The organism is Siminovitchia sp. FSL H7-0308, assembly GCF_037980985.1.
GTDB lineage: Bacteria > Bacillota > Bacilli > Bacillales > Bacillaceae_C > Siminovitchia > Siminovitchia thermophila.
Genome location: NZ_CP150282.1, coordinates 2,951,300 through 2,967,660 on the forward strand (window position 1 = coordinate 2,951,300; position 16,361 = coordinate 2,967,660).

Consider the following 16,361-nt stretch of genomic DNA (forward strand, 5'->3'; position numbering starts at 1 on the left):
TTCAACAACTTGAGTTGAATACTAAAGGTCTAAGAGGGAGAAACGGCCCCTAAATGCCCGATTGGTTCAACTAAGGGGCTGTCTAAAAAGTCCAATTTAGAGCAAATGCATTAAAAAGTAAAACCCAAGAATGTTGATTTTACGGCAATCTTAGGTTTTATTTTTTTCCTTTTCAAGCTCCATTATTACTTTTCGGACAGTCCCAAGTTTCACTTTATCCCGCATGTAAGGCACCCGATTCGTTCAACTAACATTCAGTAGGAGATGGAAGAAAACGCCTACTGAATGAAGCTTCACTGTATTGTTCGTTTTTTCATCAGCTGATTTAGTTGTGCCACAGCCTCTTCCTTTTCACCGTTTATTGATTTCCTGAACGAGCAATTTATTGACAAGCGGCGGGTTTGCCTGGCCTTTTGTCGCTTTCATGACTTGCCCGACCAAGAAGCCGAGTGCCCTATCTTTACCATTTTTGAAGTCTTCAATGGACTGAGCGTTGTTGTCGAGAACTTCGCCAATGATTTTCAAAAGGGCTCCTTCGTCAGAAATTTGGACGAGGCCTTTTTCTTTGACGATTTTTTCCGGATCTCCACCATTTTCCACGAGTTCCCGGAACACTTTTTTCGCAATTTTTGAAGAGATGGTTCCCTTTTCGATGAGCTTAATCATCCCGGCAAGCCCTTCTGGTGTCAACGCGACCTCATGAAGCTCCTTCTGCTCGGCATTCAAGTAGGCAGACACTTCACCCATGAGCCAGTTAGAAGCTTGTTTTGCGTCCGCCCCGGCAGCAATCGTCGCTTCAAAGAAATCGGACATCTCCTTCGTAAGTGTTAGTACCATCGCATCGTATTCAGGCAGCCCGAGCTCTTCGACATAGCGCTGTTTACGGGCATCCGGTAGCTCTGGAATTTCAGAGCGGACACGGTCTTTCCACTCATCGTCAATGTAGAGATCAACCAAGTCTGGATCAGGGAAATAACGGTAGTCGTCCGCTGTTTCCTTGACACGCATGAGAATCGTTTCCCCAGTAGATTCGTCGTAGCGGCGGGTTTCTTGTAAAATGACACCGCCTGACAGAAGAACTTTCTCCTGGCGCTTTTCCTCAAACTCAAGGCCCCGGCGCACGAAGTTAAATGAGTTTAAGTTTTTCAATTCGGTTTTCGTCCCGAATTCTTCTTGTCCAATTGGGCGAAGGGAAATATTGGCATCACAGCGCAACGAGCCTTCCTCCATTTTACAATCGGAAACACCCGTATATTGGACAATTGATTTTAACTTTTCCAAGTAGGCATACGCTTCTTGAGGACTGCGCATATCCGCTTCCGACACGATTTCAATAAGCGGCGTGCCGGCACGGTTTAGGTCGACAAGGGAATACCCCATGTTCGTATGTGTCAACTTGCCCGCATCTTCCTCAAGATGCACCCGGTTAATCCGGATTATTTTCTTCTTTCCCTCTACTTCTATTTCTATCCAACCGTTCTGCCCGATCGGTTTGTCCAACTGGGAAATTTGGTAAGCCTTCGGATTGTCGGGGTAAAAATAGTTTTTCCGGTCAAATTTTGTTACTGTGGCAATTTCGCAATTCAACGCCATAGCCGCTTTCATACCGAATTCTACCGCTTTTTTATTTAAAACAGGGAGCACACCCGGATACGCAAGATCAACAATTGATGTGTTCGCATTAGGCTCGGCACCAAAATGGTTTGGTGCAGGCGAAAATATTTTTGAATCTGTTTTTAACTCGACGTGTACTTCCAGTCCAATGATCGTTTCAAAGTTCATTTCATTTTCACCCCTTACAATTGTGGTTTTTGTTTATGATAGTCTGTCGCTTGTTCGAACGCGTGAGCAACGCGGTAAATGGTTATTTCATCAAAATAATTGCCGATAATTTGCAGGCCTAAAGGCAATCCGTTTGTAAAACCGCATGGAACGGAAATTGCCGGAACACCGGCCAAGTTTACAGGTATTGTTAATAAGTCGCCGGCATACATGGTTAACAAATCATCGATCACTTCGCCCATTTTGTAAGCGGGTGTCGGGGTAGTAGGCCCGATAATGACGTCATATTCAGAAAAAATATGATCAAAGTCTTGCTTGATCAGGGTGCGTACTTGCTGGGCTTTTTTGTAATACGCGTCATAATAGCCGGCACTGAGCGCAAATGTCCCGAGCATGATGCGGCGTTTTACTTCATCGCCAAATCCTTCGGCACGGGTTTTCTTGTATAAATCATCTAAGCTTTCCGGATTAGGGGTTCTGTATCCATAACGCACTCCGTCAAACCGGGCCAAGTTCGATGATGCTTCCGATGAAGTCAAGATATAATATGTACCTACTCCGTATTTTGAATGCGGGAGGGATACTTCTTCCCAAGTCGCCCCAAGGCTTTCCAATACTTTCAATGCCGCCAAAACAGATTCCCTTGATGCTTCACTGACGCCATCTCCAAGATATTCTTTTGGAACAGCGATTTTCAAGCCTTTTATATCACCGCTCAGCGCCGCCGAATAATTCGGCACCTCTTGATCAATGGAAGTGGAGTCCCGATGGTCGTGACCGGCAATAGCTTCCATGACGATTGCGTTGTCCTCCACATTTCTTGTGATGGGTCCGATTTGGTCCAAGGAAGACGCAAACGCAACAAGCCCTGATCGTGAAACACGCCCGTATGTAGGTTTTAATCCAACGACGCCACAAAAAGCCGCCGGCTGACGAATGGAACCGCCTGTATCACTTCCAAGCGAAAACATAATTTCGCCTGCTGCCACTGCCGCTGCTGAACCTCCTGATGAACCGCCGGGAACAAATTCAGGATTCCACGGGTTGAACGTCGGGTGAAATGCGGATGTTTCAGTCGTCGAACCCATCGCGAATTCATCCATATTCATCTTTCCAATTGTGACGGCGCCTTTCTCATTTAATTTCTCCATTACCGTGGCATCATAAATGGGGTCGAAGTTTTCGAGCATTTTACTGGCGCACGTAGTGACAAGATTTTTCGTGACGATGTTATCTTTTATGCCGGACGGAATACCGAATAGCGGATGGTTGCTAGTTTCTGTCCCAACTTTTTCGTCAAGGTCCTTTGCTTGCTGCCGCGCCTTTTCCTCATCTACAGTGATAAATGCTTTCACTTTTTCTTCTACCTTGTTGATCTGCTGAATAGACTCCTCAACAAGTTCGGAAACGGATATTTCTTTTTTATGTAAGAGTTCATGGACATCTTTTATCTTTTGATCGAATATAGACATAAGTTTCCCTCCTTATTCCAAAATCGCAGGAACTTTAATAAGACCGTCTTCATGCTCCGGAACATTTTTCATCACTTCTTCAAGAGAAAGCCCTTTATCCGGAACATCTTCACGCATGACATTTTTTTGGTCAAATACATGTGAAGTCGGTTCAATATGGGCAGTATCGAGCTCGTTCAATATTTCTGCCATTTGCAAGATTTGATCAAGCTCGTTCGTAAATTGCTCTGCCTCTTCTTCATTTATTTTCAAACGGGCCAAATTTGCGATGTGATACACTTGTTCTTTGGAAATTCCAGACATTTTACCACCTCCGGTTTTTTTCGATCCACTTACAATAATATAGATCATATCAAAAAAAGTTCGGATCGGGCAAGAAGAAGCGGTACTTCCGCTCTTGCCCATCCTTAATAAACATGTACAAACGGTTCTTTTTCCCCTGCTTTTCTCACAATGAGCGCTTCGGCGCCGTTCACTGATGTAATGTCCACTTCGACATTGATATAATCGGGAAAATGGTTCATGACAAGCGACGCCGCCCATTGGGTAAATCCGATAATTTCAGCTTCGCCAAACATCTGAATCGGAATTTCGATCTTTAAATCGACAAGCTGGCTGTCTTTGTAAAAGGCCTTTCCGATTACTCCGTTATAGTTTGGAAAATATTTTTCGATATCATCTTTAAATCTTAAATAAAAGGTAAGATCGTCCCGATGGTTTTTCTCGGCTTCATCGGATGGGAAAAGGACGTATTTTTCTTTAATATCTTTCCACCCTCCCAAAGAGGCGCTGCCTTCCCCAGCCTTTGCATAAGCAAAAAAGTTTCCGGGTACAACGGAGTTTTTGCCTTTTTGCTCAAAAAGCGCCACGACAATCGGTACACTTTCCATCCCTTTCATGCCTCGCATCCTTTTGACGACTTCTTCTGCAATCTTTTTCCCTTCCTCCGTCATTTTCTCGCGGGAAATTTCCTGTTCAAATGTCGCCCCGTATTTTTCTTTCTGGTAGTAGTGGACGGAATTAAGGGCGAGCCCCACAACAACGCCGCTCAGCTTGACCGATTTGTCGTTTTTAATCAAATAATTATGCTCTAAAATATGGGCTAAATAAATCGGGTTTTTTTGATTTTGTTCCTCCACTGAACCTTTGCCATCATTTAATGGATTCAATCCAACATTTTGTTCTTCTTTCAGCCCTCGTTCCTTCAACTGTTCCTTCGTAAACTTCCGATTCAGCCAAAGGCTTACCGTATCTTTGTCCAGATGCTGGCCTTCCTGGAATACATACTTATCTGGAGAAAATTCCTCCTTTGCAATCCTCATCAAACCGTTCTCGAATTCATTAATATCGTAACGGGAATTTAAATTCGATACGACCAATCCTCTTGCCTTGCTTGGTTCAAAAGGCAAGGTTGTCCGATATGAGTCGGACATTTGGTAATTCGGGATGATGGAAGCCTCCTTTTGATCGTCTTTTGTTTTTTTGGAGCCTTCCGAATTGTTGTTAAAACCGGGGGCACATCCTGTCAGCAATACACCTGCCATTAGAAGTGAAAGCCATTTTTTCATGTCTTATTATCCACCTTTAGTGTTCAAGTTGTTCCAAAAATTCTTCTTCGTCCCAAATGTCGATGCCCAGTTCCTGAGCTTTTGCCAGTTTTGAGCCCGCATCTTCGCCGGCAATGACCAAGTCTGTTTTTTTGCTTACGCTGCCGGTGACATTTCCTCCGAGCATTTCAATCTTTTCCTTTGCCTCTCCACGTGTCAATTTTTCCAGTTTTCCTGTCAAAACAATTGTTTTTCCGGCAAAAATGGACTCGACATCAGTTTGCGAAGATGGCCGCGGTCCGCGATAAGTCATATTGACTCCGGCAGCTTTCAATTCATCGATCAGTTGTTTCACTTCTTCACTGCCAAAGTAAGTCACGATCGCATCCGACATTTTTTCACCTATTTCCGGAATCAATTGCAATTCCTCATCTGTCGCTTTCATCAAATCATCGAGCGTTCCATAATGCTCGGATAAGATTTTCGCCGCTCTTTCACCGACATGACGGATGCCCAGACCGAATAGCAGTTTTTCCATTGAATTGCTCTTTGATTTCTCAATAGCTTCAAGTAAGTTGTTGACGGATTTCTCACCCATTCGTTCGAGCTTTAACAACTCTTCTTTTTTCAAAAAGTAAATATCCGCCGCATCTTTGATAAGACCGTGCAAGAACAATTGCCCAATAACTTTTTCTCCGAGTCCTTCGATGTTCATCGCATTTCTGGAGACAAAATGAATCAGGCTTTCCCTCATTTGAGCAGGGCATTTCGGGTTGATGCAGCGGAGCGCCACTTCGCCCTCCAGCCGCACAAGATCACTCCCGCATTCCGGACAATGCTTCGGCATATGAAAAACAGTCTCTTCGCCTGTTCGTCTTTCCGTTAATACATGAACAACTTCCGGAATAATGTCACCAGCTTTTTTGACAACAACCCAGTCACCGATCATAATATCTTTTTCGCGGATCAAGTCTTCATTATGAAGGGAAGCTCGTTGAACGGTCGTGCCCGCTACCTGGACAGGAATCAATTTGGCCGTTGGAGTGACAACACCTGTTCTGCCAACACTCAATTCGATATCGGTCAGTTGCGTGACGACTTCTTCTGCGGGGAACTTATAAGCAATCGCCCAGCGCGGCGACTTGGCCGTCCTGCTGAGCTGCTCCTGTTGCTCCAGGGAGTCGACTTTAACGACAATTCCATCAATATCGTATGGGAGGGAAGGCCGCTTTTCAGTCCAGGATTCGATATATGCGATTACTTCATCTATATTACGGCATTTCTTCCATTCTTTATTTACTTTTAGTCCCAAACGGGAAAGAAGCTCCAGTGATTCGCTATGGGTAGCAACAGCCAAATTTCTTGTATTGCCTATGCCATATAGAAAAATATCCAGATGGCGGGAAGCGGCAATTCTCGGATCAAGTTGCCGCAACGAACCGGCGGCCGCGTTTCGCGGATTGGCAAACAACATTTCTCCTTTTTCTTCCCGCAATTTGTTCAATTGCTCAAATGACTTGCGCGGCATAAAGGCCTCTCCGCGCACTTCAAAGGTTACTTCTTCATTTAATCTGAGCGGAATGGAACGGATCGTTTTTAAATTGGCCGTAATATTCTCGCCAACCGTTCCGTCGCCCCTCGTTGCTCCCAGAACGAATAGCCCATCCTCATACCGCAGCGATACAGCCAATCCATCTATTTTCAGCTCGCATACATATGCATAGTCTTCACCGATTGCCTGGCGGACGCGGCGGTCAAAATCACGCAAATCTTCTTCACTGAAAGCATTGGCAAGGCTCAACATCGGAGACTCGTGCTCCACCTTTTCGAATGCGGAAAGTGCTTCACCACCCACCCGCTGGGAAGGCGACTCAGGGACCACAAGGTCGGGAAAACGCTGTTCAATCTCGATTAATTCATTCATAAGCCGGTCATATTCCGCATCAGGGACGGATGGATTGTCCAAAACATGGTATTCATAATTATATTGATTTAATAGATTATGCAGTTCCTTGATCCGTTTTTCAGCGGCCTTACGGTCCATCTCAACAGCCCTTTCTAAAAGCGTTTTTACATTAGGGAGAGCGCCCGGGTCAAACTTTTTTGATTGGAGCAAAGTCGGCAAGCAGGCGTTTGATCCCGATCGGACTTGGAAAAGCGATGTCCAATTCCACACTGTCATTTTCATTTTTTATACTGACAACCGTTCCGACTCCCCATTTTTTATGTTCGGCCTTATCTCCGACCTTCCACTGGGTTTGTCCTTCTTCAGAAGCCGGTTCCGGCCTGACAACCTGTCGATAGGCTTTTTTACTCGGTTCAAACCCAAAAGAAATCCGTTTGTTATCCACTTCTACAATCATTTCCACTAGTTCATCCGGGATTTCATCAATAAAACGGGAGGGCGGATTCATATTTGTGCGGCCATAAAGAGTGCGCATTTCAGCATTCGTCAAATAAAGCTCCTCTTCGGCCCGTGTAATCCCAACATAGGCAAGCCGGCGCTCTTCCTCCATCTCTTCTTCATCCACCAAAGAGCGATTATGAGGAAAAATTCCTTCTTCCATACCGACCAAAAATACGACAGGGAACTCCAATCCTTTCGCTGAGTGAAGCGTCATAAGGGTCACAGCATCTGAAGAAGCCCCATCATCGTCCAATTGATCAATATCTGCAACAAGTGCCAAATCCGTTAAAAAGGCAACCAGGCTTTTATCTTCGTTCTGATCTTCAAAGCTTTTTGTAACAGACAAGAATTCTTCGATGTTTTCCAAGCGGCTTTCTGCTTCCAATGTCTTTTCGGCTTTCAGCATGTCCCTATATCCGGATTTTTCAATGACTTCTTCAACAAGTTCCGTCACTGATAAAAACTCCTGCATTTGCGAATAGTTCTTCATCATATCATAAAAGGCGGCTGCCGAGTTCACCGCTCTGCCGCTCAGTCCGATAAAATCAACTTCACCGAGTGACTCAAACATGGATAAATCCCGTTCATTCGCATACGCTGAAATTTTGTCAACAGAGCTTGCGCCAATCCCACGCTTTGGCACGTTGATGATGCGCTGGAAGCTTACATCGTCATCAGGGTTTGCGATCAAGCGCAAGTAAGCTAGCAAGTCCTTAATTTCTTTTCGATCATAGAACTTCGTACCCCCGACGATGTTGTATGGAATATTTGATTTCATCAATACTTCTTCAATCACGCGGGATTGGGCATTTGTCCGGTACAAAATAGCGATATCGGAGCGGGAACGCTTCCCAGCTTCTGTCAGCTCTTTAATTTTACCGGCCACAAATTGGGCCTCCGTTTTTTCACCCTCCGCCCTATAATAAACAATTTCTTTCCCTTCATCATTATCGGTCCACAAGTTTTTCGGTTTGCGGTTTACATTATGTTTAATCACTTCATTGGCCGCTTCTAAAATCTTCCCTGTGGAGCGATAATTTTGTTCAAGTAAAATAACGTTTGCGTTAGGGTAGTCTTTTTCAAACGATAAAATGTTGGCGATATCCGCCCCGCGCCATCTATAAATCGACTGATCAGAATCCCCTACCACGCATAAATTTTTAAAGCGGGCAGCAAGGAGTTTGACGAGTGTGTATTGCGCCCTGTTTGTATCTTGGTATTCATCCACATGAATATAATGAAATTTTCTTTGGTAGTATTCCAATATTTCCGGCACTCTCTCAAAAAGCTGGATCGTCACCATAATCAGGTCATCAAAATCAAGGGCGGAATTCCTTCTTAAACGGCGCTGGTATTCCACATACACATCACTGATCGTTTTTTCATAGTATCCAGCGGCGCTTTTGCTATATTCATCCGCATCAATCAGTTCATTTTTCGCATTGCTGATCGCCCCGAGGATCGCCCTTGGGTCAAATTTTTTCGAATCGATGTTTACATCTTTTAATATGTTTTTGATCACCGAAAGCTGGTCTGTCGTATCCAAAATCGTAAAGTTTCGGTTGTATCCAAGCCGGTCAATATCGCGGCGGAGCATCCGGACACACATTGAATGAAATGTTGAGATCCAAACATTCTGCGCTGAATCTCCCATTATGTGCCCAATCCGCTCTTTCATCTCTCTTGCGGCTTTATTTGTAAATGTAATCGCCAAAATATTATATGGATTGACCCCTTTTTCTATCATTAAATAAGCCACACGATGAGTCAGAACCCGAGTTTTTCCGCTACCTGCCCCGGCCATGATCAACAGCGGTCCCTCCGTCGTTTTGACAGCCTCTTTTTGCTTTCGGTTCAATCCTTCGAGCAAGTTTTCTGTTAAAAATTGCACAAGATCCACCACCTTATCAGGAACATCCGTTCCTATTATAGCATGTTTATTTTACAGATCGAACTGTTTTCAGCGCTTCTTTTAAATTGTCGTAAACAGCATTTCCTACAACAATAACATCAGCATGAGCGCCCATTTCCGCTGCCTGCTCAGCTGTCGAAATGCCCCCTCCGTAAAATAACGTTGTCTTGGAAAGCTCCTCTTTTACTGCCTTCACAAGTTCCGGATCCCCATATGTACCACTATACTCCAAATAAAATATGGGCATACAAAACAATTTTTCCGCCATCATGGCGTAGGCAGCTACTTCTTCCGTAGAAAGGTTCGTATTGGCGTCTGTCATCTTGGCAGCCTTGCAATCTGCGTTCAATATACAATAACCTTCTATGCACACTTCTTCCCAATCAATGAGTGCGCCATATTCTTTGATAGCTTCTTTATGTAAGCCTGTTATCCAACGCACATCACGGCTGTTTAAAACAGTCGGTACAAAATATATGTCAAATCCCGGCGTAATGGATTCAAGATTGCTCACTTCCAACACACAAGGCACAGTGAACCGCCGGACTTTGGCCATGAGATCCAGTACATTGTCCAGCGTCACTCCATCCGTGCCGCCAATGATAATGGCATCAGTGCCGGATTCGCATACTTTTTCCAAATCGCCAGATGCTAACTTTTTATTTGGGTCCAGTTTAAAAACATGGCGCCAGTTCCTGACATCATACACGTCAATGTCCTCCATTCTCCAATTCCGTACACTATTATATCATTATCAAGTCAAATCTCCGAATTGAAAAATGAATATTTTCAACGGTAAAAATAACCCCCTCATCATGCTGAAAAGCAGGGCTGATCACATAGCAGATTAAACTGTTTTGCCTGATGCCGAAAATTGGTTATTGCTTTGTGATCCGCTGCCAATTCATCAAGAGGTTAGTGCTTCCTGACTTTGGATCGAATCCGGTTGCCACCGCTGTTCGGATAAACGACAATCTGAAGACCGTTTTACTTGCTATTATGTTTTAAGAAATGTTTTCACGTTCGTTCATTCCATCATATCATCCGGAACACAGGGGGAAAAAATGTACTTTAGCAGAGGAGCTTCTACCCAGGACTCTTCGTAATCCTCTTATCGTATCTGCGGGATAGCGGCATTCTTGTATTCAAAACAGTGAAATGGCTCGCTATCCACTCCCTCATATCCTTTTACCCAATGAAAAATAACCAAGACGTCCGTTCAGAATAATGAGTTTGTAAAAATTGGTACATACTTGAAATTTATGTAAAGTTTTATGTAAATATGGTAATCTTGTACCATAAACTTCTATATGATGGGGTGCATCATGAAAGAACAACGGACGAAACGCACGCTTTTTATCTCCATCGGAGCGAACATTTTACTCCTATTCATAATCGGTTTTATATTCATTAAGTTTGATGGGATAGGTGGAGTGAACGCAGGCTTAGAAAAGCCAAATAAAAGGTCAGGATTTCACTACCAGGAAAGAACCACTTTATTTAACGAACTCACCATTCCTCCCGACTCTATCGTGTTCTTGGGAGACAGCCTTACCTTTCGAACAGAGTGGAGTGAGCTATTTCCAGAAGAAATTGTCATCAATCGCGGGATCGGCCGGGATACAACAGCAGGAGTGCTCAAACGATTGGATCACATTATAGAGGCGAAACCCAAAAAAATCTTTATTCTCATTGGGGTGAATGACCTGAAGAGTCGAAAAGGCGTTTCGGCAACCATTCATAATTACGCCAAAATAATCACAAGCATCCAATCCAGATCACCCAAAACAGACATTTTTATACAAAGTTTGCTTCCAGTCAATAACAAAAAGTATGGCAATATACTAAGCAACGATACAATAAAAACAATGAACAAAGATTTGCAGGCATTAGCGGAAAAAAACGGTGTGCAATATATTGACCTCTATTCCGCTTTTTCCCAAAACGACCAGCTGCCTGACAAATATACGGTCGATGGAATCCATTTAACAGGTGAAGGATATATCCTTTGGAGAGAGAGCATAAAACAATATGTTCATGAAAAGTGAAATAAGACGTCATTCGGATTTTCTATGCTCACTTAAGTCCATCGGATAGATTCCTTACATAAAGAAAAACCGCGACTTTTTTATTCGTCGCGGTCCTCTTCATAGAGACGTTTCAACACCATTTCATACGTGTCATTCCCATAGTTAAGGCAGCGTTTGACACGTGAAATAGTAGCTGTGCTGGCTCCTGTCGCCTTTTCAATTTTTTGGTACGTATTTCCTTCCCTCAGCATCCTTGCTACTTCCAGGCGCTGGGAAAGTGATTGGATTTCATTAATGGTGCATAAATCATCGAAAAAACGGTAGCATTCTTCCAAATCCTTTAATGATAAGATGGCATTAAAAAGTTGATCAAGTGCTTTTCCACGTAACTTCTCTATTTGCATCATAAATTCTCCTTCAATTACTTTTCTCCGAAAGAGACAATCGCCATCTCGGGCACAATACTAATCCATGTTTTTCCCGGGACAAGTTTGACAGGGCGTCCATCCTCATATGGCACAATTCGCCCATCCTCATTTCTCCATTCGGCTTCTTTTTTGATCCCATGTTGGAGAACATAGGCCTCGCCTCCCGACTCGAGAGCAATTTCTTTTCGCCCTTGTTCATCGGCAACATGATGGGCAGCTTCAACCACTATAACATTATCAAACAGCACCGGCTCGTTTGTTTCATATTCAACCATCTCCACTTCTCCTGTTGAGCGCGTATATTTTTCCTTATTCGCGTCATAGGAAAATTCAGAAGCAAAAACCGCGTCCTTGCTGTAAGAAATCGTCATGTTTGAAACACTTTCGCCATCCAATGACTCAACTTCTTCTTTCTTTAAAAATGCCAGCGGCTTCGGCGGTTTATCCATTTCAAAGTCGCTATCCACTGCTTGTTTTTCAATTTTGTCAAAAGTAATATAGGAATTATGGGGCGCCTTGCGAAAGCCTACCCGTTTAAACAGGGTTCCATCATGCCGCATCCCGTTAATATGATCAATCACTCCGTTCTCAAGCATCCGCTTCGCTTCGGGGCTATAGCCATGTGAAATATATAAACTGTCATACCCTTTAGCCAGATCAATAAAATATTTCCTTGCGCTGCGAACGGGACCGACGGTTTCCGGTTTTTCACTTTGATAAATCGCCAAAAATCGTGTGACCGCCCCTTCCGTGAGCACTTCATAAACAATATCTGCCTCGGCAAGCCCACTTTGCGGCCTTGCTTTCGGATGATTATTCACAGTTATAGCTATAGCACGCTGTGTGGAATCTTTTTTTGCTTCCATTCCTGTCAAAGGAAATTGTTCCGCAGCTTTTTGTTTCTCCACTTTAGGTTGTTCCTTGCGTTCATCGCCATCTTTTTTACTGCATGCAGAAACAATCATAAAAGCTGCACAACATACGATGATCCATTTGTTCATTTTCAAAGTCCCATCCCCTAATGATGTAAATTTTCGTTTCCCACACTATTTTAACGCATTAACGTCGGAAAAAGTACCGTTTTATTCTTCACATCATACATTCCGCGCTGAGTAACGCGAATATACGGGAGATGGGTGGAAGAAAGAAAAAATAACGTATAAACAGGATCTGAATAAGGATAGCCTCGTTCTACAAGCAATCTGATTAACTCCGCTTCCTCTTCCATAAGCGCCGGAAGATCTTTGTTTGACATGATGCCGAGAAGAGGCAAGCGGATTTCATGAATTATGACACCATTTTCCACTAGGACGATCCCGCCTTGAATCCCTCTCATTCGATCAAAAGCCAGCAGCATATCTTGTTTGTTTTTGCCAATCAAGATAATATCGCCGGTTGTTGAAAAGGAAGAAACGAATCCCCCTACATGACGGGCGAATCCTTTCAGCAATGTGTTGATTCTCCACTTTCCCTGCCGGTCAAGCAGCATGAAAAAGCACTCGTCGCTGTCAGCAGGCATTTCGTCAGACACATCTCGTGTAATGGAATAAGGTTTTGTGATTGCATTGCTGACCATTTGAATACCAAAAGGCATGGAGTACGCCAAATCTTCCTTCGTTAATTGCCAGTCGAATGAAAATGGCTCTATTCCGTAATCTTTCCAGCAAATATCTTCATCCACAACAATTTCTTCACCGGATTTTTTTACCCACTGGCCATTTGCCAAGACAGAGATCGGGGTGGGCTGTTGTTCATTTTCCAAAAAGTTGATACTTGCCACTCTTCCCGTTGCAATCATTCCATGCAAATGTTGCAGATTATAATGCTTTGCCACATTATAGGAAGCCATATGGTAGGCATCAATAGCAGGCACACCACTTTCAATTGCTATGCGGACCATCATATCCGACATTCCTTGTTTGTAAAATGACGGAGTTGATCCATCGGTGGTAAGCACCATGGAATCATACTGGCCGATCCCCTGCTCCTTCATTTCCTTTAGTAAAACAGGCAAGTCGGGACGAACAGAGGAATGCCTTAATGAAACGGTATAACCATGCATCAGCCGCTTATAAATATCTTCCCCTGTTATCGACTCATGGTCGCTATCCGTTCCAAAAAGCATCATTTTCGCCAAGGTCCTGTCGGAAGCGCCCGGAAAATGCCCTTCGACTTTTTTGCCTATCCGCTTTGTTTCTTGTATCCAGTAAAGCATTAAATCATCGCCATCCAAAAGCTGGGGCCAACCTGTCAACTCCCCGCCTTGGATCACCTTATCATGTTCAATCCATTCTTTGACATCTCTGTTGGAAAAAATCATTTCTTCTCCATTTAGGACAGTTTGGGCATCATAGCGCGCCCACCAATACATCGTAACAGGACATTCCCATAATTTCGCCAATAGTGAAAACGCTTTCTTTTTCTGTAAATGTAAAAACAGAAAAAGGTTGTCGTTGATTAACGTTGTAGTGCCTGTTTGCGCAGCATAACGCGACAACGATTGAGGATTATAGAGCAGATAGGGGTGTGAATGCGGCTCTATATAACCTGGAACAAGCGTCAACCCTGAACAATCAACAATTTCTGTCCCATTCGTTTTTTTGGGAAGAGCCTCTCCCGCATAAACGATGCGATTATGGTGAATCCAAATATTCCCATTCACCCATTGACGGAGGACCGAATGCAAAAAACGAGCGTTTTTTAACAGTAATGTCGGTGATTGTTTACCATCGATAATAGCGGCTTGTTCACGTATATGTTTGTTTTTCCACATAAAACGTTGTTCCAAAATGTATCCCTCCCTGGGGAGAAAACTGTTTATTTTTATATAATGACAACTCCATAAAACAGTGCGTACTTTCTACTCCTGAACAAAAAAGCAAACGCTTTCACTATTTGTTCTTAATAGTAACATATTTTTTCTTTTAGCGCATTAAAGTTTGAAAGGAAACTTTATATTTTTTGTGAAGGGCAAAACGCAATAAAAAGATCCTTGGGGAAACTTGCATCCCAAGGCGCATAGTCAATTTTTATCATTATAATATGTTTTCAACAATCACTGCAATCCCCTGCCTCACTCCTATTTACATCATTGCATATATATGTTGATTCCCGCTTTTTTATTTCTTAAACATTCGTCCGACATTTTTGTTATGATTCGCGTTCTCAAATTTGACTTGGTCGCATTTTTCAGAAAGTGTTTCGTACAGGCCCTTCGGGTTCAGCAGAATATGTTCGTTAAATCGTTTAGGATGTCTTTCCGCAGGCTGGATGACAATGGCTCCCCTAAAATCCTGACCGAAACTTTTCCAGGTACTCTATACCGCACAATCGGTGTCCGGGCAGCATGAGCCATGACGACTTATTTCATGTTTTTTCCACCATACCATCCCCTGTATAATCATAAACACCTTTGCCCGTCTTTCTGCCAAGCCTCCCTGCTTTTGCATATTGTTCTAAAAGGGGCGCCGGACGATATTTCTCACCAAGCTTATCATAGAGGTAGCGAAGGTTATTCAGCCTTGTATCCAAGCCTACGAGATCTGCCAGTTCGAATGGACCCATTGGATAATGTAATCCGTGTTTGATCGCTTTACCAATTTCCTCAAGTGAACCAAGTCCTTCCTGAAGCATATAAAATGCCTCTTTCCCGACAAGCGCCGAAATCCTGCTCGTCACAAACCCCGGAAACTCGTTGATGATAACCATTTCTTTTCCCATTTTTTGTGCCACTTCCTGTATAACCTCTGTTGTTTTGTCACTCGTTTCCAGACCACGGATTATTTCCACAAGCGGCATCTTATGTACTGGATTAAAAAAATGCATCGCAATGGTTTTATCCGGCCGCATCGCATACGATGCAATCTCGGTTGGGCTCATCGTGGATGTATTGGTGGCAAAATAGCAATGTTTTGGTGCATATGCTTCCATTATTTCAAATATTTGTTTTTTTATGTCGGCCTTTTCCGGAACCGCTTCTATGATTAAATCCGCTTCGGTAACCGCTACTTCCAGGCTGCTTGCAAATTTTAGGCGATTTTTGGATTCATAAGCCCATTGTTCCGTTATCTTATGACGAGCAATTCCCTTTTCAAAAGTGGCATTGATTTCATTTTCGGCGCTTTCTAAAGCAGAAAGGCTAACATCCGCCACCGTTACGCGGAATCCCCCTGCCGCTCCCACATAAGCGATGCCCCGGCCCATAACGCCCGCACCGATAACCACTATATGTTGCATCAGCTCATTTCCTCCCAACATCGCAGAATAGGAATCAATCGAATATCCTACCCCGAGTTCCTTCCATATATAGTACAATTTTTTACCGTTTTATTTATGATTTTTTGACGTGATTGCCTTGTACAAAAAGCGCAGCGCGGGCGCAATGTGACACGAAAAAACGATGAAAGCAACGTTAGCAGGAACAGCTTTCATTTTTTCAATGGGCCGCTGGTTATGTCCGGGCACTCACTTGCCTTTCCTACGAAGCATCGGCTGGAATTTTGCAAGACAGCTGCCTCATCCCGCACTTTTACAAGTGGTGGAATTTTTCTGAATGAAGTTAAAAGGTTCATTAGAAAGTTTAATAGAATCGGTCGGGCAGCCATCATAGGCATCTTCAACATCTTCAATAAGTTCCTCTGGAATTTCGGCGATGCCTTGATTATGATCCAAGAGGACAAATGATAACCCCTCTTTATCGTAGTCAAATACATCTGGGGCAGCATCTGCGCAAGCTCCACAAGCAATGCATGTATCTTGATCAACCAACGTATACCATTTCATG

13 protein-coding genes are annotated in these 16,361 nt (G+C 43.5%); 1 reads left to right on the plus strand and 12 read right to left on the minus strand.

Going from position 1 to position 16,361, the window contains the following annotated elements; all coding sequences use genetic code 11:
• Positions 1-351 precede the first annotated feature (351 nt).
• The 7 genes from gatB to MHB50_RS14080 all read right to left on the minus strand — a co-directional run bounded on the left by gatB (position 352) and on the right by MHB50_RS14080 (position 9,829).
• Entirely contained in the window at positions 352-1,782 is a 1,431-nt protein-coding gene (gene gatB / locus MHB50_RS14050) for an Asp-tRNA(Asn)/Glu-tRNA(Gln) amidotransferase subunit GatB (protein WP_077110042.1), read from the minus strand.
• A 14-nt stretch (positions 1,783-1,796) separates the two neighbouring features.
• On the minus strand, positions 1,797-3,254 hold the full coding sequence (gatA, locus tag MHB50_RS14055; RefSeq protein WP_340083969.1) for an Asp-tRNA(Asn)/Glu-tRNA(Gln) amidotransferase subunit GatA: 1,458 nt from the start codon (positions 3,252-3,254) through the stop codon (positions 1,797-1,799).
• A 12-nt stretch (positions 3,255-3,266) separates the two neighbouring features.
• On the minus strand, positions 3,267-3,557 hold the full coding sequence (gene gatC, locus MHB50_RS14060) for an Asp-tRNA(Asn)/Glu-tRNA(Gln) amidotransferase subunit GatC (protein ID WP_077110076.1): 291 nt from the start codon (positions 3,555-3,557) through the stop codon (positions 3,267-3,269).
• Positions 3,558-3,661: 104 nt separating this feature from the next.
• Positions 3,662-4,822: a CamS family sex pheromone protein gene (locus MHB50_RS14065; protein ID WP_077110040.1), complete on the minus strand. Its 1,161-nt coding sequence runs from the start codon at positions 4,820-4,822 to the stop codon at positions 3,662-3,664.
• Positions 4,823-4,838: 16 nt separating this feature from the next.
• Positions 4,839-6,845, minus strand: a complete 2,007-nt coding sequence (gene ligA, locus MHB50_RS14070) for an NAD-dependent DNA ligase LigA (protein ID WP_077110075.1) — start codon at positions 6,843-6,845, stop codon at positions 4,839-4,841.
• A 49-nt stretch (positions 6,846-6,894) separates the two neighbouring features.
• Positions 6,895-9,099 (minus strand): DNA helicase PcrA, encoded by a 2,205-nt coding sequence (gene pcrA, locus MHB50_RS14075; RefSeq protein WP_077110039.1) that lies wholly within the window; start codon positions 9,097-9,099, stop codon positions 6,895-6,897.
• Positions 9,100-9,145: 46 nt separating this feature from the next.
• Positions 9,146-9,829, minus strand: coding sequence for a heptaprenylglyceryl phosphate synthase (locus tag MHB50_RS14080; RefSeq protein ID WP_340083970.1), 684 nt, complete (start codon positions 9,827-9,829; stop codon positions 9,146-9,148).
• 616 nt (positions 9,830-10,445) lie between these two features.
• On the opposite strand from MHB50_RS14080, the gene MHB50_RS14085 reads away from it, so the two are divergent.
• The gene (locus MHB50_RS14085) at positions 10,446-11,168 is read left to right on the plus strand and encodes a GDSL-type esterase/lipase family protein (protein WP_340083971.1); all 723 of its coding nucleotides are present in this window, start codon (positions 10,446-10,448) and stop codon (positions 11,166-11,168) included.
• A gap of 80 nt (positions 11,169-11,248) precedes the next feature.
• Here the strand turns inward: MHB50_RS14085 and MHB50_RS14090 are convergent, their stop codons facing one another.
• From MHB50_RS14090 to MHB50_RS14110, 5 genes are all read right to left on the minus strand, one after another.
• On the minus strand, positions 11,249-11,554 hold the full coding sequence (locus MHB50_RS14090; protein WP_077110037.1) for a YerC/YecD family TrpR-related protein: 306 nt from the start codon (positions 11,552-11,554) through the stop codon (positions 11,249-11,251).
• A 17-nt stretch (positions 11,555-11,571) separates the two neighbouring features.
• Entirely contained in the window at positions 11,572-12,579 is a 1,008-nt protein-coding gene (locus MHB50_RS14095) for a DUF3048 domain-containing protein (protein WP_340085342.1), read from the minus strand.
• A 50-nt stretch (positions 12,580-12,629) separates the two neighbouring features.
• Positions 12,630-14,369 carry an adenine deaminase C-terminal domain-containing protein gene (locus tag MHB50_RS14100; RefSeq protein ID WP_340085343.1) on the minus strand — a complete coding sequence of 580 codons (1,740 nt, stop codon included), beginning with the start codon at positions 14,367-14,369 and terminating at the stop codon, positions 12,630-12,632.
• A gap of 575 nt (positions 14,370-14,944) precedes the next feature.
• Positions 14,945-15,817 (minus strand): 3-hydroxyacyl-CoA dehydrogenase, encoded by an 873-nt coding sequence (locus MHB50_RS14105; protein WP_077110072.1) that lies wholly within the window; start codon positions 15,815-15,817, stop codon positions 14,945-14,947.
• A gap of 276 nt (positions 15,818-16,093) precedes the next feature.
• Complete coding sequence (locus MHB50_RS14110; protein ID WP_339164375.1) at positions 16,094-16,360, minus strand: ferredoxin; 267 nt, start codon at positions 16,358-16,360, stop codon at positions 16,094-16,096.
• Position 16,361: the final 1 nt, after the last annotated feature.